The sequence below is a fragment of the Candidatus Rokuibacteriota bacterium genome (assembly GCA_016209385.1).
Taxonomy (GTDB): Bacteria; Methylomirabilota; Methylomirabilia; order Rokubacteriales; family CSP1-6; genus JACQWB01.
This window is the reverse complement of sequence record JACQWB010000164.1, coordinates 1-19529: the sequence shown is the minus strand read 5'-3', so window position 1 is coordinate 19529 and position 19529 is coordinate 1. Positions and strand designations below refer to the sequence as shown.

Below are 19529 nucleotides of genomic sequence, written 5' to 3'. Positions count from 1 at the left end.
CACGAACGTCTACTACCACCGCACGACGCGGGGGATCGACCTCCACCTGAAGGAGATCTTCCGCGACACGATGCAGATCGTCTTCCCGTGGGACCTGAGGAAGGAGCTCCACCCCTACCTCCACCTGACCGAGTGGACGCTGCTGGAGGAGGTCGGGCGCTGGCACGATTCCGACGACCCCGAGCGCAAGGCCTTCGGCCAGGAGTGGCGCCAGATCCTCGACCGCCGGCTCAAGTGGCGGATGTCCCACGAGGTGGTGCTGGACATCGCCGAGCTGCAGCGCGGGCTCGGCTTCATGAAAGCCGATGAGGTCGAGGCTCGGGTGCGGAAGTGCCTGCCGGCCCGGCTCAGGGACCTCGCCTTCAGGGTGGACATGGCGCTCCAGGACCCCCGCCCGCTCAACCCGCTGGCGCTCGGAGACCGGCAGATCTACGTCTACGACTCCGGCTCGAAGCGGGTGTCCAAGGAGCGCCTGACCGAGCTGTTCAAGTACCTGCCGGGGAAGGTCGCCCAGTGCCGGATCTTCGCCACCACCCACGAGCACGACCAGCTCCTCGCCGAAGCCCTCGAGCGGGCCCTGGGAGAGGACGCGCCGTCCATCGTCACCAACGTCTGAGCGGTTTCCGCAGCGGCCATGGACCTCCTGGAAGTCAAGCGACGGATCGCGAAAGCCCTGGTGGAGTCGATCTTCCGGAGGGCGCGCTACGGGATCACCCGGTTCACCCAGGACGCGCCCCCGTTCCGGGTCGGTCGGGAGGACTTCTCGCCCGATTTCCGCGCGGCGCGGATCGCCGAGGACGGGGACCCGATGGAGTTCCTGATCGAGGTGAAGTACCATCCCGCGATCGAGCAGTACCTCTCCGTGGAGCAGCAGCGCGGCGACAAGTCGGTCTTCCTGATGGCCCGCCAGAAGTGGCCGAACCTCTACTTCGTCTTCGTCAGCGAGCGGCCGGAGCCCGGGCGGTCGTGCTTCCAGGTGGTGAGCCTCGGGTCCTACGCAGTTGGCGGGGTGTTCACCACGGTGGACCTGGTCGACGAGAAAGCGTTCGGGCTCTTTCCCCACAACGTCGAGGACCACGAGGAGCTGGCCCGCCGCATCTTCGCGCTTCTGACCAGCGTCTGAGCCGCCGGCCCGTCGAGTCGGGAATGAGGTGACGCGCCATGGAAAAGTTTCGCGGTCTCGATTACTGCGGGGTCGAGGAGCTGCTCAGCGAGGAGGAGCGGATGGTGCGCGACGCCGTGCGCGACTGGGTGGAGGCGGAGTTCCTGCCCATCGTCCAGAAGCACCACCGGGAGGGGACCTTCCCGACCCACCTGATCCCCGAGCTCGGGGAGATGGGCGTCTTCGGCGCGACCCTCAAGGGCTACGGTTGCGCCGGCCTCGGGAACGTGGCCTACGGCCTCATCATGCAGGAGCTCGAGCGGGGCGACTCCGGGCTGCGCTCGTGCGCCTCCGTGCAGAGCGCGCTCGTGATGTACCCGATCTACTCGTACGGCTCGGAGGCGCAGAAGGAGACGTGGCTCCCCCGCCTCCAGAAAGGGGAGGTCGTCGGCTGCTTCGGCCTCACCGAGCCCGACCACGGCTCGGATCCCGGCTCCATGAAGACCCGGGCGCTCAGGAAGGGTGACCGCTACGTTCTGAACGGCACCAAGCTCTGGATCACCAACGGCTCCATCGCCGACGTCGCGGTCGTCTGGGCCAAGGAGGAAGCCAACGAGATCGGCGGCTACCTTGTCGAGAAGGGGACCCCGGGCTTCTCCACCCTCGAGATCCCGGGAAAGTTCTCGATGCGCGCCTCCATCACCTCTGAGCTCTCGTTCCAGGACTGCGCGATCCCACTCGAGAACAAGCTCCCTGGCGCCAAGGGGCTCAGGGGACCGCTCTCCTGCCTCTCCCAGGCCCGCTACGGGATCGCCTGGGGCGCCATCGGCGCGGCCATGGCCTGCTACGACTGGGTGCTCCAGTACGCCCAGTCGCGGGTCCAGTTCGGCAAGCCCATCGCCTCCTTTCAGCTCGTCCAGCGGAAGCTGGTCTGGATGCTGACCGAGATCACCAAGGCCCAGCTCCTGGCGCTCCAGGTCGGGCGGCTCAAGGATCAGGACAAGGCGCGCGCGCAGCAGATCTCGATGGCGAAGATGAACAACGTCTGGATGGCCCTGGAGACGGCCCGCATGGCGCGCGACATCATGGGCGCGGCGGGGATCGTGGACGAGCACCCGGTGATCCGCCACATGCTGAACCTGGAGACCGTGTACACCTACGAGGGGACCCACGACATCCACACCCTCATCCTCGGGCGTGATATCACGGGCCTCTCGGCTTTCGGCGACGAGTAGCGACCCACCTCCCAGGATCTCCTTGACCAGCGAAGGCCGGCGGGCGCGGTGGAGCCTCGCCATCGCGGCGTTGACCTTGACCGTGCAGAACGGTATCGTCATGGCCTTCGCCGTTCTCTACCTGCCCCTCGTCGGCGAGTTCGGGGGCTCGCGCGCCGAGGTGGCGGCGGTCCAGTCGACGGTGTTCCTCCTCGGGGGTGTCGCCGCGCCGCTCATCGGTTACGCGCTCGACCGGCTCGGCCCGCGGTGGCTCTTTCAGTCTGCCGCGGTGCTGGGGGCCGTGGGACTCCTCGGCGCAAGCCAGGCGGCGAGCCTGCCGCTGCTACTCCTGTCGTATGGCGTGATCGCCGGCCTCGGCCTCTCGGCCCTCGGCAGCCAGGCCAACATGGTCGTGGCGGCGCTCTGGTATCCCCACGCCCGCGGGAAGGCGATCGCGATCGCCGACCTCGGCACCGGCCTCGGCGCCTTCTGCTTGATCCCGGTCGCCCAGACGTTGGTCGTGCTTTATGGCTGGCGGGCGACGCTCCTCGTGTGGGCGGCCCTGCTCGTGATCATCCTGGTTCCTGCGAATGCGTTTCAGCGCGTGCCGGCGGGAACGCGCGACGCACGCGTGGTCCCGAGCCCCGGCGGCTGGACCATGGCCTCGGCAGTCCGAAGCTCGCCGTTCTGGTGGCTCATCGCCTGCCGGTTCTTCTCCTCTATCGGGTTTCCGCTGATGAACGTCCACATGGTGGCCTTCGCCATCGGCGCAGGCATTCCGCCGGTCCAGGCCTCCGCCGCGCTCGGGACCGTGAGCCTGGTCAGCCTCGGTGGTCGCCTCCTGACGGGCTGGCTCGCCGACCGCCTTGGCCGGGCAGATACGCTGACGCTGACGTACTCGAGCGCCGCCCTGGGGATCGGAAGCCTCGCCCTCCTCGCCCGGTCGGGCTGGCCGGGCTGGCTCTTCTCCTATGTGATCTTTTACGGGCTGGCCCAGGGCTCGAGCGGAATCGTCAGCTCGGCGCGCGCGGCCGACATCTTCGCGGGCCCGAGCTTCGGCACGATCTATGGCTGGATCGTGCTGGCGATGGGACCGGGTGAGGCGATCGGCGCGTGGGCGGGCGGGATGATCTACGACCTGACGGGGAGCTACCTCTGGGCCTTCGGCTTCGTCGTGGCGGTGCTGGCGCTTGGGGCGGGATCGCTCTGGCGCGTCCGGCCTCTAAGGGCGTCTTGAACGGTTGCGGGCAACGGGGCGATGCTTCGGTCCGGATAAACGGACCGAAAAGGTAGGTCCCGTTTGTGCACGCGAGGCCACATATTATGGGGCAGGGTGTGGGGGGCTATACGTAATAGAGCGTGTCGCCCACGAGTAGCCTTTTCGGATCGGGACGTCCTGAGCGCGTTCCATCCGGAAGAAGATATTGGTGGGCTAGCCCGACTTGGTTTAGTTGCGCATCCAGGTATGCTATAGTCTGACTGCGCGTGCAGCGCGGTAGGCCGGTTCGCGGAGAAGCCGGGTGTCCTTCAGCATGTAACTTCCTTATGAGCTCGCCGGCCTCGGCCCGCTCAAGGTAACGGCCGTGGTTGAACATCTCCCGGAGCTCATCTTTACTCACCCGGCGTGCCGGAGGGAGGGTCGCCATGCAACCCCTTGATCTTGAGATTCGGTCACAGCTCGCCAAATACTTGGCTGGTCAGAGCTCACTCTCTGCCTTCCAGGAGTGGTTTGTCCCGAGAGCCTGGAACATCGAGAAGCGAGCTGATCCAGCAGCGGTTGAGCTTGTCCACGAGATTGATCTTAGACTTGCTGAGTTTTCGAATGGTGACTGGACGGAGGAAGAGCTCAGGAGCAAGCTTCGGCCGCTGGCGATGCACTATACTGTGCACACGAGCGCGGCGCCTCGGACGGAATCGTCGTCCGCGATCAGACAGATCCAGGTTGTGTACCCAGGCTCACGCGTTGATATACGACCCGTAGAGGTATCTTCGTCATGAGTCTATCGCCCAGAAGCACATCGAACCAGTAAAGACCTTCCTCTTCGACGCGAAAAGTCACGTTCACGGTCACGCTAGCTCCGCGATCATCGCCTTCGAAAAAGACGGGTAGTAAGGCCTCCGGAGCCATTGGCCTTCCAGAAGGATCTCGCGGAACCAGCTTGATCACTTGACTGCCTTTAGCGAAACCCGACTTGAACGACAAAAATGCGGTGGTTGTAATGGTCATCGGTGGCATTTTTTCCGGAGGCTCTGAGCCGGAGGCACTAATAGTAACAATAAAGCGGTCTACAATTCTGATTACGCTTGCAACTCCATCCTTTTCCTGGAGGACCTTCTCGCAGAATACGGCAGTTGACAGATAGGGACCTCCAGGCTCCTCAGTCATTGCCTATCTCCTACCTCAAGAGTTCGCCTCAGGTCCACGTAGAGTTCGATCTCGTGGCCATCAGGGTCGGGAATAGAGAAAGACGCGCTGTCGCGGCCCTCCATCTCCCCGAATGGCTCAAGACCGTGCGCCTCGACCCAGCGCCGCGCCTCCGCGAGCTCCTCGAGGGTCGTCCCCAGTTGAAAGGCGATGTGGTAGAGACCAGGTGCGCCTTTGGGCCGGGTCCCCGCGCCGGAGGCGTGGGTGGGCCCCTCGATGCGCGCCAGCTCGATCGAGAGGTCGTGGTGATGCGGCCCCGCGGAGAAGAACGCGATCCTGCCGCCCTTGCCTCGCCCGACGTCTTTCAGCCCGAGGACGTCCCGGTAGAAGTGGATCGAGGCCTCCAGATCCCGGACGAAGAGCGAGACATGGCCGAGCTCCGTGACCCTGAGCCGGTCTGGCATCGCGGCGGTAGTGTATCATAGGGACCCATGACCGCGCCCGACGCTTCAGGCTCAGGACACACGAGCGTCGCCGCTCCCGGTGTCCTCGCGGCTCCGGTGGCCCGCGTGCGCCCCAACGCCCGGCTCCTCGCGCTCCTGGCCGTCGGTCACATGGTCATCGACGTCAACCAGGGCGCACTCCCCGCGATCCTGCCGTTCCTGCGCGAGACCTTCGCGCTCTCCTACGCGGCTGCGGGCACCATCATGCTGGTCGCGAACGTGACCTCCTCGGTGATCCAGCCGCTCTTCGGCTACCTCTCCGACCGGACCGCGCGGCGCTGGCTGCTCCCCGTGTCGGCCTCTGTCTCCGGGCTCGGCCTCGCGCTCACGGGCGTCGCGCCGAGCTACGCGGCGGTCCTGGCCCTGGTCGTCGTCATGGGCTTCGGCGTCGCGGCCTATCACCCCGAGGGCTACAAGACCGCGAGCCACGTGGCGGGCGATCGAAAGGCGACGGGGCTCTCCTTCTTCTCCATCGGCGGGAACGTGGGGATCGCCCTGGGTCCCCCGATCATCACGACCCTCGTCACCGGCTTCGGCCTCGCGGGGAGCCTCGCGATGCTCCTGCCGAGCCTCGCGGTCGCCGCGCTCCTGACCGTCTCGCTCCCCTCGTTCTCGGCGCCCGTGCAGGTGCAGGCCCAGGCACGGAGCGCGGAGGGAGGGCGCACCATGGTGGGGGCCATGGCGCTCCTGATCCTGGTCGTCACGCTCCGCTCCTGGACGTCCCTGGGCCTCACCACCTTCGTTCCGTTCTTCTACATCGACTACCTGAAGGCCGACCCGCGGCTCGTGGGCCCGCTCCTCTTCGTCTTTCTGGGCGCGGGCGCGCTCGGCACCCTGGTGGGCGGCCCTCTCGCCGACCGGTGGGGCGCCCGGCGCTTCATGGTCAGCGTCTTCTTCCTCGCGACGCCGCTCACGCTCGCCTTTCTCTTCGCCCGCGGCGCCTGGGCGTTCCTGCTCCTGGGCGCGGCCGGCTTCGTGCTCGTGTCCACCTTTTCGGTGTCGGTGGTCCTCGGGCAGGCGTACCTGCCGAGGCACCTGGGGATGGCCTCGGGGCTCATCGTGGGCTTCGCGATCGGCACCGGCGGCCTCGGCGTGGCGCTCCTCGGCTGGGTCGCCGATCACTGGGGGCTCCTGGTCGCCCTCGGCATCGCCGGGGTGATGCCGTTGCTCGGGTTCTTCGCGGCGCTCTTCCTCCCCGAACCCCGGCGTGGCTGAGCGCGTGGCTCGCCGTGGCGCCGGGGCCGTGGTCGGCTCACTGGCGGCTTCCACCGGCCGCCGCGGGTGTGGTATAAGGGGCTCTGGTCGGACTCGATCATGACGCTCTTCTCCTCCTTCCAGGACGGGGAGCAGGCCCTCCTGATCGACCAGCGGGGGCGCCGTCACCTTCTCACCCTCCGCAAGGGTGACGCCTTCCACTCCGATCGCGGGTGGATTCCTCACGACGCCATCATCGGCCAGCCCGAGGGGAGCTGGGTGCGCACCTCCCTCGGGCTCAGATACCTCGCCCTCCGGCCAACCCTCGCCGAGTACGTGCTGGAGATGCCGCGCGGGGCCCAGGTGATCTACCCGAAGGACCTCGCGATGATCCTGTTCTGGGCCGACATCTTCCCCGGAGCGCGGGTGCTCGAGGCCGGAACGGGCTCGGGAGCCCTGACGCTCGCGCTCCTCCGGGCTGTCGGCCTCGAAGGCAAAGTCATCACCTACGAGCAGCGGGAAGAGTTCGCGCGCCGGGCCCTCGCCAACATCCACGCGCGGCTCGGCGAGGTCACGAACCTGCTGGTCCGCTTCCTCCCCGTGGAGGAGGGGCTTCCCGACGAGGAGCCCGTGGACCGCGTGATCCTGGACCTGCCCGAGCCCTGGCGCCTGGTCGAGGCGGTCGCGACGGTGCTTCGACCGGGCGGGATCTTCCTCGCCTACGTGCCGACGATTCTCCAGTCCCACCAGGTGGCCGAGGCGCTCCGCCGGCATCCGGCCTACGCCCTCGTGGAGACCTTCGAGACGCTCTTCCGGCCCTGGAACATCGAGGGGCTCTCCGTGCGGCCGTTCCACCGGATGGTGGCTCACACCGGCTTCATCACGGTAGCCCGACGGGTCGTCCCGGAGGAGCTCCCCGGCGATAGCGCCGCCTCCTGAATACGGTGTGACGGCGCTCGATCGCCTCTTCGGCCTCAGCGCGCGCGGCACCACCGTCGGCACCGAAGTGACCGGCGGCCTCACCACGTTCATGGTGATGTCCTACATCATCTTCGTGAACCCCGCTATCCTCTCGTTCTCGGGGATCAAGGAGCTGCAGGGCCAGGGCCCGGCCTTCGCCCCGACGCTCGCCGCCACGTGCCTGGTGGCCGGACTGGCGACGCTCGCCATGGGAGTCTTCACCAACTACCCGCTCGCCATCGCCTCGGGGATGGGGCTCAACGCGGTGGTGGCGTTCCAGCTCGTCGCGGGGATGAAGCTCCCCTGGCCCGCCGCCATGGGCGTCGTGTTCCTGGAGGGGGTGGCGATTACGATCCTGGTGCTCACGGGGTTTCGCGAGGCCATCATGAACGCCATCCCGATGGCCCTCAAGCAGGCGATCGGCGTGGGGATCGGCCTGTTCATCCTCTTCATCGGTCTCGTGTCGGCGGGCTTCGTGAAGCCCGGCCCGCCAGGCGTGCCTGTGACGCTCGGCGCCCTCACGACGGCGCCGGTGGTGGTGGCGCTGGTCGGGCTCTTCCTCACCCTCTGGCTGCAGGCCCTTCGGGTGAGGGGCGCGCTGCTCCTCGGGATCCTCCTCACGACCCTGGTCGCGGTCGTGGTGAACGCGGCCTCCGGCGGCACGGCGTTCCCGACCCCGGGGCAGGCTGTCATCCCGTCGCGGATCGTCGAGCTTCCTGACTTCTCCACGCTCGGCCAGGGGCTGAACCTGGAGGTTTTTGTCAGCGTCGGGATCATCGCAGCGCTGGTCACGATCTTCTCCATCATGCTCTCCGACTTCTTCGACACGATGGGGACGGTGATCGGCATCGGTAGCGAAGCCGGCTGGCTCAACCGGGACGGGCGGCTCCCCAGGCTGAACCGGGTCCTCCTGATCGACTCGCTGGGCGCCGTCGCGGGAGGCGCGGCGGGGGCTTCATCGGCGACAACCTACATCGAGTCGGCGGCCGGAGTCTCCGAAGGCGCCAAGACCGGCCTCGCCTCGGTCGTCACCGGGCTCTGCTTTCTCCTGGCGCTCTTCTTCGCGCCGGTGGCGGGGATCGTCCCGCCGCAGGCCACCGCGGCGGCGCTGATCGTGGTGGGCTACCTCATGTGCCGGATCGTGAGGGAGATCCCCTTCGCGGACCTGGAGGAGGGATTCCCGGCGCTCCTGGTCCTCACGGTGATGCCCTTCACGTACTCGATCACCAACGGCATCGGGGCGGGCTTCGTCGCCTACGCGTTTCTGAAGCTCGTGCGGGGCAAGGCCGCGGAGGTCCACCCGATGATGTACGGCGCCGCGCTCGCCTTCGTCGTGTACTTCGCGCTCCCCTGGCTCCGCGCCCTCGGTCGCTTCTAGCTGCACGCGGGGCGCGCCCGGCCCGGCGCCGGCGGGTGGTGGCACGCTTCGCGGTCGTGTGCTAAGCTCGATCAGCCATGATGATCAGCGCGATGCGGCGGTACCTGAAGTCGCTCCATCTCCTCCTCGGGATCGTAATCGTGGCCTTCATCGGCACCACGTTCCTCGTGTGGGGGAAGGGGAGCATCACGGGGAGTGATGTCACTGCCCCGGCCACGGTGAACGGCGAGGACATCTCCCAGGAGCGCTACCAGCGGCGCTATCAGGAGTTCGTGGAGTACTACCGGCAGCTCTTCCGCGACCGCTTCACCGACGAGCAGGCCCAGCGAATGGGTCTCTCCCAACTGGTCCTCAACGACCTGATCGACGAGACGCTCGTCGCGCAGTGGGTGGCGGCCGAGGGCCTCACGGTGTCCGACGAGGAGCTGCGCGCCCGGATCCAGGGCATGCGGGCGTTCCAGCAGGGCGGTCGCTTTTCCCGCGACCGCTACCTCCGTGTGCTCAAGGAGAACCGGCGCGAGCCGGCCGGCTTCGAGGCTGACCTGCGGCGGGCACTGGCCCGGCGGAAGGCGGAGGAGACGATCAGGGCCGGGATCAAGGTCTCGGAGGCCGAACTCCGCCAGGCCTATGAGCTCAGGCGCGAGAAGGTGCGCGCCGTCTGGGTGCTCGTGGAGACCGCGCCCTTCCTCGCGAAGGTCGCCGCCAGCGACGACGAGATCCAGGCGTACCTGAAGGACCACCCGGCGGAATTCCAGCGCCCCGAGCGCCGGCGGGTCCAGTACGTGGTGGTCGCCCCGAAGGCGTTCCCCCAGAAGGTGTCTGACGCCGAGGTCGAGGCCTACTACAAGGATCGTGGCAGGGAGTTCGAGCGGCCCCACCGGGTCCGTGCCGCCCACGTGCTCGTGCAGGTGCCGGAGGTGGGCGGTAGCGAGGCCGAGCAGAAATCGAGGGCGAGGGTCGAAGAGGTCATCCGGCGCGCCAAGGCGGGCGAGGACTTCGCCAAACTCGCCAAGGAGATCTCCGAGGATCCGGCATCTGCCGGCAGCGGTGGCGACATCGGCTTCGTCTCGCGCGGCGACCTGGTTCCCGCCTTCGAGCAGGCCGTCTTCGCCCTGAAGAAGGGGGAGGTCTCGCCGGAGCCGGTCCGGACGCCGTTCGGGTATCACGCCATCAAGGTCCTCGATATCCAGGAGGCTGACAAGCGCCCGCTCAAGGAGGTGGCCGCCCAGATCACGGAGAAGCTTCAGGCCGAGCGGAGCGACCGGGCCGCCGTCGCGAAGGCCGACGAGGCCGCCTCCGCGCTCCGGACTGTCAAAGACTTCGCCGACGAGGCACGAAAGCTCGGGCTCGAGCCGAAAGAGGCGACGCTCGCGCGTGGGGTCGCGCTCGAGGGCGTCGGCCGCGACGCGGAGCTGGAGGAGACCGTCTTCTCCGTCGCCGCGGGGGGGACCTCGGGTCCGCTCAAGACCGCCGCTGGCTATGTGCTCCTCAAGGGCGTCGAGCATTTGCCGGCTGCGGTCCCGCCGCTGGGCGAGATCAAGGAGCAGGTAGCCCTGGCGGTCAAGCGCCCGAAGGCCGAGGCGCAGGTGCTGGAGCGGGCCAAGGCGCTGGGGCTCGCCGCGGCCAGGGGGGAGGACTTCGTGGCGCTCGCGGCGAAGGAGGGCTCTCCCACGGGAGACACCGGTCTCGTTTCGCAGAGCGACCCTCCCAAGGATCCGAAGCTCCCCCGCGAGGTCCTGCGCCTCGCCTTCCAGACGGGGGTGGGGAAGATCAGCGAGCCGGCCAAGACGCCGCAGGGGATGTACCTGGTGAAGACGCTGGAGCGTCACCCGCCGGATCCGTCCGGCTTCGACAAGGAGCGGGGGGAGCTCGAGAAGCAGCTGCTCGAGCTGAAGCAGGCTGACGCCTGGCAGAGCTGGGTGGCGACGCTCCGCGCAAAGGCGAAGATCCAGGTGCAGGCCCAGCTCCAGTAGCGCTCGCGGGATTCACGTGCGCCTGAAGAAATCCGTCGCCGACCTGATCCTGTGGGAGCGCGTTTGCCGGGTGGCGACGGTCAGCGAGGCCGGTGTCCCCCATGTGGTTCCGGTCTGCCACGTCCTGCTGGACGGGAAGATCTACTTCGCCTCCGGGAATGACGCAAAAAAGGTCCTGAACCTCAAGGAGAACCCGCGCGTAACGGTGACCGTGGACGTCTACTCGGACAACTGGGCCCACCTGAAGGGCGTGATGGTCCAGGGGACCGCCAGGCTGATCGAGAAGGGCCCGCGCTTTAGGAAGGTGCGCGCGCTCCTCTACAAGAAGTACCCCCAGTACCCCGACGAAGCCGCCCTGGACGAGTCGGACTCGGTCGTCGTCGAGGTCACCCCCACCCACGCCTTCGCCTGGGGCGTGGAGTAGCCCTCAGGGGGACAGCATGAAGGGAATGCTCGCGGCGCTCTACGAATACGGTGTGTGGGCGAACAATCGCCTGCTGGCGAAGGCGACGCACCTGGGCGACGACCAACTCGGCCAGAAGCTGACGAAGGGGGCGAACCCAATTCTCCCGACCTTCGCGCACTTGGTGGGCGCAGACCTGCGCTGGTTTGCTCGCTGGCGAGGTGAGACGGCGCCGACGCTCTCGGTCACCGACTTTCCCACACTGGAGGCCGTGCGCCGGCGGTGGGAAGAGCTCTACCCGGTTCGACGTGCGTACATCGCATCCCTGGACGGGGCCAAACTGCTTGAGCCGATCCTGTGGGTTCGCGATGAGGGATCGGTAACAATCCCGCGCTGGCAGGCGATGCTCCAGTGTGCAAACCACGGAACGCAACACCGGAGCGAGATCGCTGCCATGCTCACCGACCTGGGCCACTCGCCCGGTAACATCGACTTCGTCCTCTACTGCCTGGAGTCCGCGCGGGCCTGAGCCAGCGAAGCTTCGCCGCGGCGGCCACCACTCCGAACCCTTCCGGTCTCAGCCCCGGGCCCCTCCGTAGCCATACGGAGAAGCTCCACGAACGCGCGCGCGGCCGGCGCGAGAACCCGGGCCTCGTGGTGGATCACGTGGAAGTGCCGGCGGATCGGGACGCCGCGGAGACGGACCGTCCGCAGGCGTCGCGCCGCCAGCTCTCCCCGGATTGCGTGAACCGAGACGAACGCCACCCCCAGGCCCGCCATCACCGCCTCCTTGATCGCCTCCGTGTGGTCGAGCTCCATCGCCACGCTGAACCGGATCCCTGCCTGCCCGAGCGCCCGCTCGGTCACCTGGCGGGTGGCCGATCCCTCCTCCCGCATCAGCAGGCGCTCGCCTGTGAGGTTGCCGGGCGGGATCGAGCCGCGCCGGGCCCAGGGGTGCTTGGGAGGCACGATCAGCATCAGCTCGTCCAGCAGGCCGGCGGTGAGACAGCGCTCGCCCGGCCCGAGGACGTGGCCGCCCACGACGCCGAGGTCCAGCTCGTTGGCCCGGACCCGCTCCTCGATGACTCGCGAGTTCGCGATCCTGAGGCTCACCTGGATCGCCGGGTAGCGGGTCTGGAACGCGGCGATCAGTCTCGGTAGGACGTATATCCCCGGCGTCGTGCTCCCGCCGATCAGGAGGCTTCCGCGCCTGAGGCCCTGGAGCTCGCCGATGGCGTCCCGGGCGCCCTGGAGCGTGGCGAAGAGGCGGAGGGCGTGCTCTTGGAGGAGCCGGCCGGCCTCGGTCAGGGCCACGGTCCGGCCGAGGCGGTCGAAGAGGCGCGTGCCGAGCTCCGCCTCCAGCTCCTTGACGTGCTGGGAGAGGGCGGGCTGGGTGAGGTGGAGCGACTCCGCCCCGCGCCGGAAGCTCCGGGCCCGAGCCACGGCGACGAACACCTCGAACTGGCGCAGGGTCACCCTCGACTCCTGAGAAGTAGAACTTATCAAATTAAAAAGTAATTACTATTAGACCTTATATCATGCCTCCGCCTATCCTGGGAAGCGGGGAGATCCCGGGGACAGACGCGATGGTTCCAGCCAAGCCGGTCGCCGTGAAACCGCACGCGCCTCGCCTGAGCGAGGAGATGCACGTCCGGTTGCGCGAGGCAGTGCGGCGGGCCTACTCGGCGGCGGCGCGCCGGCCTGAGGTCAAGCACGCGTTCCCGGTGGGCAGGGAATTCGCCGCGAGCGTGGGCTACCCGGCCGACCAGCTCGCCTCGCTGCCGTCGGCTTCGGTCAACGCGTTCGCCGGGGTTTCAAACGTTGCCGTGCTGGCGGACATTCCGCGGCGGGCGCGCGTCTTGGACCTTGGCTGCGGCGCGGGGCTCGACCTGTTGGTTGCCGCCCGGCGGGTGGGGCCCGAGGGCAGGGTGATCGGGGTCGACTTCAGTGAGGAGATGCTGGCCCTGGCCCGTCTGGCCGTGGCCGAGGTCGGGGCTGGGAACATCGGGTTGTGTCGGGCCGACGCCGAGCGCCTGCCGATCAAGAGCGGGTCGGTGGACGTCGCCCTCGTCAACGGCATCTTTAACCTGAACCCCGCCCGTGAGATGATCTTCCTCGAGCTGGCGCGGGTGGTGCGGGCGGGCGGGACCGTCTTCGCGGCGGAACTCATCCTGCGCGAGGCGCTTCCCGCCGAGACGGGCTTCAGCGAAGCCGACTGGTTCGCCTGAATCGCGGGCGCCAAGGAGGGCGGCGCCTTCCTCGACGAGTTCCGGGCCGCAGGGTTTCGCGACGCGGCGCTCCTGCGAGTGAGCCGGAACCCCCGGACCAAGGACCCGCGCGTGGTTGCCGCAGAGGTGCTGGCCCGCAGATGAGGGAGCCGCTAGGGTCGGGCCTTCTAGGAGGGTCGGAGGGGGCCTCGACGGCCCCCTCCGAGGCCTCCCCCAGGAATCGGTTGCGCGGGCGAAGCCCGCGCTCGAACGGCATTACTCCGACAGGCTTCTGGCCGCGGGACGGCGCCCGATGAGTGCGACAGCGTGAAAGCCATCTATCTCGACCACAACGCCACGACGCCGCTGGATCCGGCCGTGGTCCAGGCGATGCAGCCGTTTCTCCGGGAGCACTTCGGCAACCCGTCGAGCGCCCACGCCTACGGGCGGATCGCCCGTGAGGCCGTCGAGCGCGCCCGCGCGCAGGTCGCCGACCTCCTCGGGGCCCGGCCGGCAGAGATCGTCTTCACGAGCGGCGGGAGCGAGGCGAGCAACCTGGCCCTCAAGGGGCTCGTCCTGCCGGCCCTCATGAAGTCGGCGGCGGACATCCACCTGATCACGAGCGCCGTCGAGCATCCCGCCACCCTGGAGCCGTGTGCCTTCCTCGAGCGCCTGGGATGCCGGGTCACCGTCCTGCCAGTCAATCGTTATGGCCTCGTGGATCTTGACGCGTTGCGCAACGCGCTGCGTCGGCCAACCCTCCTCGTCAGCATCATGCACGCCAACAACGAGGTCGGCACGCTCGAGCCCATCCGAGAGATCGCGGCCCTGGCGCATACTCACGGCGCGCTCGTCCATACGGACGCCGCCCAGTCTGCGGGGAAGATCCCGGTCAGCGTGGACGAGCTGGGCGTGGACCTCCTGTCGCTCGCCGGCCACAAGCTCTACGCTCCGAAAGGGGTGGGCGCTCTCTACGTGAGGCAGGGCCTCACCCTCGAACCGTTGATCCACGGGGCCGGCCACGAGGGTGGGCGCCGCGCGGGGACGGAGAACGTTCCCTACCTGGTGGGGCTGGGGGCGGCGTGTGAGATCGCGCGCCACTCGCTGCCGGTGGCGACCGAAACCCTGCGCCGCCTGCGCGACCGGCTGTGGGATCGCCTGCGCGAGGGACTGGGCGACGCCCTCGTGCTGAACGGCCATCCCGAGCGCCGGCTCCCCAACACGCTGAACGTGAACTTCATCGGCCACGTGGGCGCCGACCTGCTGGAGGCGGTTCCCGAGATCGCCGCCTCGACCGGGGCGGCGTGCCACGAGGGCCAGATCCACCTCTCCCCCGTCCTGCGGGCGATGGGGGTGCCGGCGGAGCAGGCGCGGGGCGCGGTCCGCCTGAGCGTCGGTCGGTTCACGACAGAAACGGAAGTCGATCGAGCCGCCGAGCTGCTCGTGACCCGGGCCCGTGCCATGGCGGTCAAGTAGCGCCCCGAGATCCATTGGGCCCAGCGGATCGCAAGAGGAGGAGGCTATGAAGACGCGGTGGATCCCTGGAGTGGTGGTGCTCGTCGTCGCAGGCCTGATCGGCATCGTGGCTGCCGAAGCGCCGAAAAGCGAGGTCTTCGATTTCAGCGACGAGGTGAAGAAGGGCGATCAGCGCGCCGGGTTCACCCTCAAGCAGATGGTCAAGACCCCCGGATACACGGCGGGCGCGATCGTCGTCAAGGAAGAGATCAAGATGCACCGGCACAAGGATGGCAACCACGTCATTTACATCATCAGCGGCAAAGGGACGGCGATCCTGGACGGCAAGGCGATCGCGCTCAAGCCGGGGACTGTCGTCCACATCCCGAAGGGCTCGAGCCACAACATCAAGGCCGAGGGTGGCGAGCTGACGATCCTGGACTTCGCCCAGCCGCCCTTCGACCCGGCGAAGATGGAGTGGATCAAGTAGCGGAGCTGACGCCTCACCAACGGGGGATCGGACGATGGCAACCAGCTGGCACATCAACGGCGATTACGTGCTTGCCTGCAACTGCGATTACGGCTGCCCGTGCAACTTCAACGCGCGGCCGACGATGGGCTTCTGCCAGGGCGCGGTCGGGTTCCAGGTGGCCGATGGCGCGTACGGTGACGTCCGGCTCGACGGGCAGAAGGTCGCCGTCGCGGTCAAGTGGCCGGGGGCGATCCACGAGGGCAACGGGGTCGCCGCGATCTATATCGACGAGGGCGCCTCGCCGACTCAGCGCGAGGCTCTGGCCAGGATCGTTTCGGGCGAAGCCGGAGGGCTGCCGTGGGCGATCTTCGCCACGACGTTCTCCCATGTCCTCGGCCCCTATTTCGTAAAGATCGCCATGAAGGTCGCGGGCAAGGAGACCGAGGTCAGCGTGAACGGGCGCATCAGGATCTCCTTCCAGCCGATCCGAAACCCTGTGACCAAGGCGGAGGCCAATCCCAAGGTGGTGCTGCCCCAGGGGTTCGTCTTCCAGGAGGGCGAGCAGTACGCGCTCAAGGAGTTCTGGGTCAGCGAGGGCCGTGAGCTCGTCTTCGCCCATCCGGGCAAGTGCGGCGAGCTGGCGAAGGTGCGCTGGCAGGGTCCCTGACCGACGCCGCAAGCCTCGGCACGCAAACCCGGAGGCCGCTTCCCGGTCCGGTCCGCGTCCGCTCGGAAATCGGAGGGGGCCTCGACGGCCCCCTCCGAGGCCTCCCCCAGAAATTGGTTGCGCGGGCGAAGCCCGCGCTCGAACGAGATCCGCCACGCTGCCAGGGACTCGCATGCCTCCACCCCACCGCCTCCGGCTGTGCTATCGTAAGGCCCTGCAGCTAATCTCGGCGGACGGGGGTGTGTGACGATGGCCAAGATCCTCTACGTAGGCACTGCGGGGAGCGACGATCCAACCCGCGCGGGCTTTCCGTTCAACTTCGCTCTCGGAGCTATCGACGCCGGGCACCAGCCGGAGATCTTTCTCGCCGGTGAGGCCGCCTATCTGATGAAGGCGGCGGTCGCCAGCGAGGTCGTTCCGGTCGCCATGCCGCCGCTCTCCGAGATGCTGAAAAAGGTCATCGACCACGGGGTGCCGATCTACGTCTGAGGCAAATGCTCGGTGGCCCGTGGGGTCACCGACGAGGACCTCAAAGGGAAGAACGCCCAGTTCGTTACACCGAAGGTGTTCGCCGAGAAGGTCGCCGCGGCGGACAAGGTCGTTTCGGTGTAGCCATGAAGCTCAAGGCCAACGGCATCGAGATCCACTACACGATCGAGGGGGAGGGCCCCGTGGTCACGCTGAGCCACTCCCTCGGCTGCAACCTCAGCATGTGGGACGACCAGGCGCGCGCGCTCCGCGGGCGTTACCAGGTCCTCAGGTTCGACACGCGTGGGCATGGCCAGACGAGCGCGCCGCCGGGCCCGTACACCCTGGAGCAGATGGCGGACGACCTCTACGGCCTCCTCGCAGGCGTGGGGATCAGGGAGACGCACTTCGTTGGGCTCTCCATGGGCGGGATGATCGGCCAGGTCGTCGCGCTCGAACACCCGGAGATGGTCAAGAGCCTGGTGCTGTGCGATACGACGAGCCGGTACCCTGCGGAGATGTGGCCGGTCTGGGAGGAGCGGATCCGCACAGTGGAGGCCAAGGGGATGGAGCCGATGGTCGAGCCCACGCTCCAGCGGTGGTTCACCGCGCCCTTCCGCGAGCGGCGCGCCGACGTGATGGACCGGGTGCGGGTCATGCTGAGAACGACGCCCCCGCAGGGCTATATCGGCTGCTGTCATGCCATTCCCAAGATCGACGTCACCGATCGCCTGGGAGCGATCCACTGCCCGGCGCTGGTGATCGTCGGGGAGGAAGATCCGGGGACCCCGGTGGAGATGGGACGCGCGATCCACGCCGCGCTCCCGTCGGCCGAGCTGGCCATCCTGCGCTCGGCCTCGCACCTCTCCAACCTGGAGCAGCGGGAGGAGTTCAACCGGGTACTCCTGGGATTCCTCGGCAAGGTCACGGGGCGAAGCTCGCTCTAGGATGAGCCGTCACGCCGATCCGCCGCCGGTTCCCGACCGCCCGCCGGCCCCCGAGCCCACCTACGCGGAGCGCGCCCGGACGCTCGTCTATCTCGGGCGCGCCGGGACGCTCTCCACGCTCTCGGTGAAGCACCCTGGGCACCCGTTCGCCTCGCTGATGCCCTACGCTCTCGACGAGCGAGGCCGCCCGATCTTCCTGATCAGCGCGATGGCGATGCACACGCAGAACCTTCAGGCCGACCCTCGAGCGAGCCTGCTCGTCACCCAACCCGGATGGACTGGAGATCCCCTCGCGGCCGGGCGCGTGACCCTCATGGGCGAGGCGCTGCCGCTCGCGAAGCCGGATGCGGGCGCCGGGCGGGCGGCGTATCTGGCCCGCCACCCGAACGCCGCGTACTGGGTGGACTTCGAGGATTTCGGCTTCTATCGCCTGGAGGTGGCCGACGTGTATTTCGTGGGCGGCTTCGCCGCGATGGACTGGGTGTCCGCGGAGGCATACCGCGAGGCGCGCCCGGATCCGCTGGCCGACGCCGCAGCGGGAATCGTCGAGCACATGAACCGGGACCATCCCGACGCCCTGCTGACGCTGGCCCGGGTCCGGGCCGGCGCGACGGCCGACGAGGCGTCCATGGTCTCGGTGGATCGCCTCGGGTTCAAGCTCAGGCTCAGGAGCGGGCAGCGTCTCTACAGCGTGCGGATCGCCTTCCCGCGCGAAGTCACAACACCCGAGTTCGCCCGCGCCGCTTTCATCGAGATGCTGAGGACCGCCCGCCAGGGCGTCGCGCCTTGACCTTCCCGAACTGCGCCCCCGGGAGAGGCTTCGGAGAGGCCCGGGTCCCACGCCCGCAGGGGCAGCGGGCCTCGCGATCACCGTCCTCTTGAAGTGCCGGTGGCGGGCGCCGTGAACCGGCTACTTCTTGAGGACCACAACCTCCCCGGTCAACTCGAACTCGCGGTCCTTCGCCCCAGACTGGGGCTAGTACACCACCGTCCGGTCGTATTCCATGATCAGCTGTGCATAGCGCTTGACGTCGATCTTCACCGCGCCAGGGACTCGCTTGAGGTCTTCGTCCAAGACCCCCCGGGCCTGGGCTCACCCCCCTCAGACGTAGACGGGGATCTGGTGGTCAACTGCGAACTGGAACAGTTCTTCCAGGTGCGGTAGACCGACTGGCTGCACATGCCTGCGTAGTTCCGGCCGGACGAGCTGAGTGGCATCGCCCGCGAGAACAATGCCGACCTCGATTCCGGACTCTTTGGCGCCCCTGGCGACAAAGAATGGGAGCCCAGCTCGGGTCGAGTTGTCAATCCCATAGGTCGCGGTGACGAGCAATCTGGCCATGGGCCTCCTTTCTCAGTCTCTAGCCCACGTTCCGCATCGGGCCGAACCCCCATCTCGGGGCCCATTCTCTTGAAACCCGAGGCTTGCGATGCTTCCGTTTCTCCTCGCAGCCCGCCCTAGGCAATCGGAGGGGGCCTCGACGGCCCCCTCCGAGGCCTCCCCCAGGAATCGGTTGCGCGGGCGAAGCCCGCGCTCGAAAGGGCATTACTCCGACAGGCCCCTAGCTGCCGGGGCGGCGGCCGTTGGCGATCCGGCCGTTGACCCACTGCCAGCGCGTGGCGAGAGCCTCCTTCCAGCGCGGGAAGCGCACCCAGGCGAAGGCGGGGAGCCCTTTGAGGTCGTCGAACATCGAGTAGATCACCGGCGTGACGAGGAGAGTGACCAGGAGCGAGAGGAGCTGGCCGCCCACCACTACGGTCGCGAGCGACGCCCGCGACGCCGCCCCGTCGCCCCGGCCCAGGGCCACCGGCAGCATCCCTGCGATGATCGCCAGAGTTGTCATCAAGATCGGACGGAAGCGGGCGCGGTCGGCCTGCATCTGCGCCTCGAAGCGCGGGAGGCCGCGGCCGCGGAGGACGTTCGTGTAGTCGACCTGGAGGATCGCGTTCTTCTTGACGACGCCCATCAGCAGGAAGAGGCCCATGATCGAGTAGATGTTGAGCGTCTTCCCCACGATCAGGAGCGTCAGCAGCCCGAACGGGATCGCGAGGAACATGGAGGCCATGATCGTGATGGGGTGGACGAAGGACTCGAACTGGGCGGCCAGCACGATGTAGATGAAGACGAGGGCGAGGGCGAAGGCGATCAGGAAGTTCTGGATCGCCTCGGCGAGGAGCTTCCCCCGCCCGACGGTGACGGTGCCGTACTCCGGCGGCATCT

Annotated in this window: 22 protein-coding genes; 17 read left to right on the top strand and 5 right to left on the bottom strand. The window is 67.9% G+C overall.

The features are described from left to right. From HY726_11490 to HY726_11475, 4 genes are all read left to right on the top strand, one after another. Positions 1-616: hypothetical protein (locus HY726_11490; GenBank protein ID MBI4609619.1), on the top strand; the 616-nt coding region annotated here is incomplete at its 5' end. Positions 617-634: 18 nt separating this feature from the next. Then, on the top strand, positions 635-1123 hold the full coding sequence (locus HY726_11485) for a hypothetical protein (GenBank protein MBI4609618.1): 489 nt from the start codon (positions 635-637) through the stop codon (positions 1121-1123). Between the two features lie 38 nt (positions 1124-1161). Further along, positions 1162-2337 (top strand): acyl-CoA dehydrogenase family protein, encoded by a 1176-nt coding sequence (locus HY726_11480; protein ID MBI4609617.1) that lies wholly within the window; start codon positions 1162-1164, stop codon positions 2335-2337. 22 nt (positions 2338-2359) lie between these two features. Beyond that, a complete protein-coding gene (locus HY726_11475; GenBank protein ID MBI4609616.1) occupies positions 2360-3553 on the top strand; it encodes an MFS transporter in 1194 nt (397 codons plus the stop codon). Between the two features lie 690 nt (positions 3554-4243). Here HY726_11475 and HY726_11470 read toward each other — a convergent pair. Both HY726_11470 and HY726_11465 read right to left on the bottom strand, forming a co-directional pair. Next, a complete protein-coding gene (locus HY726_11470; GenBank protein MBI4609615.1) occupies positions 4244-4702 on the bottom strand; it encodes a hypothetical protein in 459 nt (152 codons plus the stop codon). Then, positions 4699-5145, bottom strand: a complete 447-nt coding sequence (locus tag HY726_11465; protein ID MBI4609614.1) for a VOC family protein — start codon at positions 5143-5145, stop codon at positions 4699-4701. Before HY726_11465 ends, HY726_11470 begins: the two co-directional genes overlap by 4 nt. A gap of 27 nt (positions 5146-5172) precedes the next feature. Here HY726_11465 and HY726_11460 point away from each other — a divergent pair, with 27 nt between their 5' ends. From HY726_11460 to HY726_11435, 6 genes are all read left to right on the top strand, one after another. Continuing rightward, on the top strand, positions 5173-6399 hold the full coding sequence (locus HY726_11460; protein ID MBI4609613.1) for an MFS transporter: 1227 nt from the start codon (positions 5173-5175) through the stop codon (positions 6397-6399). 99 nt (positions 6400-6498) lie between these two features. After that, positions 6499-7317, top strand: coding sequence for a tRNA (adenine-N1)-methyltransferase (locus HY726_11455; GenBank protein ID MBI4609612.1), 819 nt, complete (start codon positions 6499-6501; stop codon positions 7315-7317). Next, positions 7301-8716 (top strand): NCS2 family permease, encoded by a 1416-nt coding sequence (locus HY726_11450; GenBank protein ID MBI4609611.1) that lies wholly within the window; start codon positions 7301-7303, stop codon positions 8714-8716. Before HY726_11455 ends, HY726_11450 begins: the two co-directional genes overlap by 17 nt. A 77-nt stretch (positions 8717-8793) precedes the next feature. After that, complete coding sequence (locus HY726_11445; GenBank protein ID MBI4609610.1) at positions 8794-10689, top strand: SurA N-terminal domain-containing protein; 1896 nt, start codon at positions 8794-8796, stop codon at positions 10687-10689. Between the two features lie 16 nt (positions 10690-10705). Next, positions 10706-11113, top strand: a complete 408-nt coding sequence (locus HY726_11440; GenBank protein ID MBI4609609.1) for a pyridoxamine 5'-phosphate oxidase family protein — start codon at positions 10706-10708, stop codon at positions 11111-11113. Between the two features lie 16 nt (positions 11114-11129). Then, on the top strand, positions 11130-11621 hold the full coding sequence (locus HY726_11435) for a DinB family protein (protein MBI4609608.1): 492 nt from the start codon (positions 11130-11132) through the stop codon (positions 11619-11621). Here the strand turns inward: HY726_11435 and HY726_11430 are convergent. Continuing rightward, a complete protein-coding gene (locus HY726_11430; protein MBI4609607.1) occupies positions 11594-12568 on the bottom strand; it encodes a LysR family transcriptional regulator in 975 nt (324 codons plus the stop codon). The two genes, HY726_11435 and HY726_11430, sit on opposite strands and share 28 nt — an antisense overlap. 110 nt (positions 12569-12678) lie before the next feature. Between HY726_11430 and HY726_11425 the strand changes: the two genes are divergently transcribed. The 7 genes from HY726_11425 to HY726_11395 all read left to right on the top strand — a co-directional run bounded on the left by HY726_11425 (position 12679) and on the right by HY726_11395 (position 18098). Further along, entirely contained in the window at positions 12679-13320 is a 642-nt protein-coding gene (locus HY726_11425; protein ID MBI4609606.1) for a methyltransferase domain-containing protein, read from the top strand. A gap of 306 nt (positions 13321-13626) precedes the next feature. Continuing rightward, positions 13627-14775, top strand: a complete 1149-nt coding sequence (locus tag HY726_11420) for a cysteine desulfurase (protein ID MBI4609605.1) — start codon at positions 13627-13629, stop codon at positions 14773-14775. Positions 14776-14821: 46 nt separating this feature from the next. Further along, positions 14822-15244: a cupin domain-containing protein gene (locus HY726_11415; GenBank protein ID MBI4609604.1), complete on the top strand. Its 423-nt coding sequence runs from the start codon at positions 14822-14824 to the stop codon at positions 15242-15244. Positions 15245-15278: 34 nt separating this feature from the next. Next, positions 15279-15893, top strand: coding sequence for a DUF1326 domain-containing protein (locus HY726_11410; GenBank protein MBI4609603.1), 615 nt, complete (start codon positions 15279-15281; stop codon positions 15891-15893). 243 nt (positions 15894-16136) lie between these two features. Beyond that, the gene (locus tag HY726_11405; protein ID MBI4609602.1) at positions 16137-16382 is read left to right on the top strand and encodes a DsrE family protein; all 246 of its coding nucleotides are present in this window, start codon (positions 16137-16139) and stop codon (positions 16380-16382) included. 125 nt (positions 16383-16507) lie between these two features. Beyond that, entirely contained in the window at positions 16508-17308 is an 801-nt protein-coding gene (pcaD, locus tag HY726_11400; GenBank protein MBI4609601.1) for a 3-oxoadipate enol-lactonase, read from the top strand. Position 17309: 1 nt separating this feature from the next. Next, positions 17310-18098 carry a DUF2470 domain-containing protein gene (locus HY726_11395; protein ID MBI4609600.1) on the top strand — a complete coding sequence of 263 codons (789 nt, stop codon included), beginning with the start codon at positions 17310-17312 and terminating at the stop codon, positions 18096-18098. Positions 18099-18410: 312 nt separating this feature from the next. Here HY726_11395 and HY726_11390 read toward each other — a convergent pair whose 3' ends face one another. Further along, positions 18411-18650: a DsrE family protein gene (locus tag HY726_11390; protein MBI4609599.1), complete on the bottom strand. Its 240-nt coding sequence runs from the start codon at positions 18648-18650 to the stop codon at positions 18411-18413. Between the two features lie 220 nt (positions 18651-18870). Continuing rightward, on the bottom strand, positions 18871-19529 hold a 659-nt coding region (locus tag HY726_11385), incomplete at its 5' end, for an efflux RND transporter permease subunit (protein MBI4609598.1).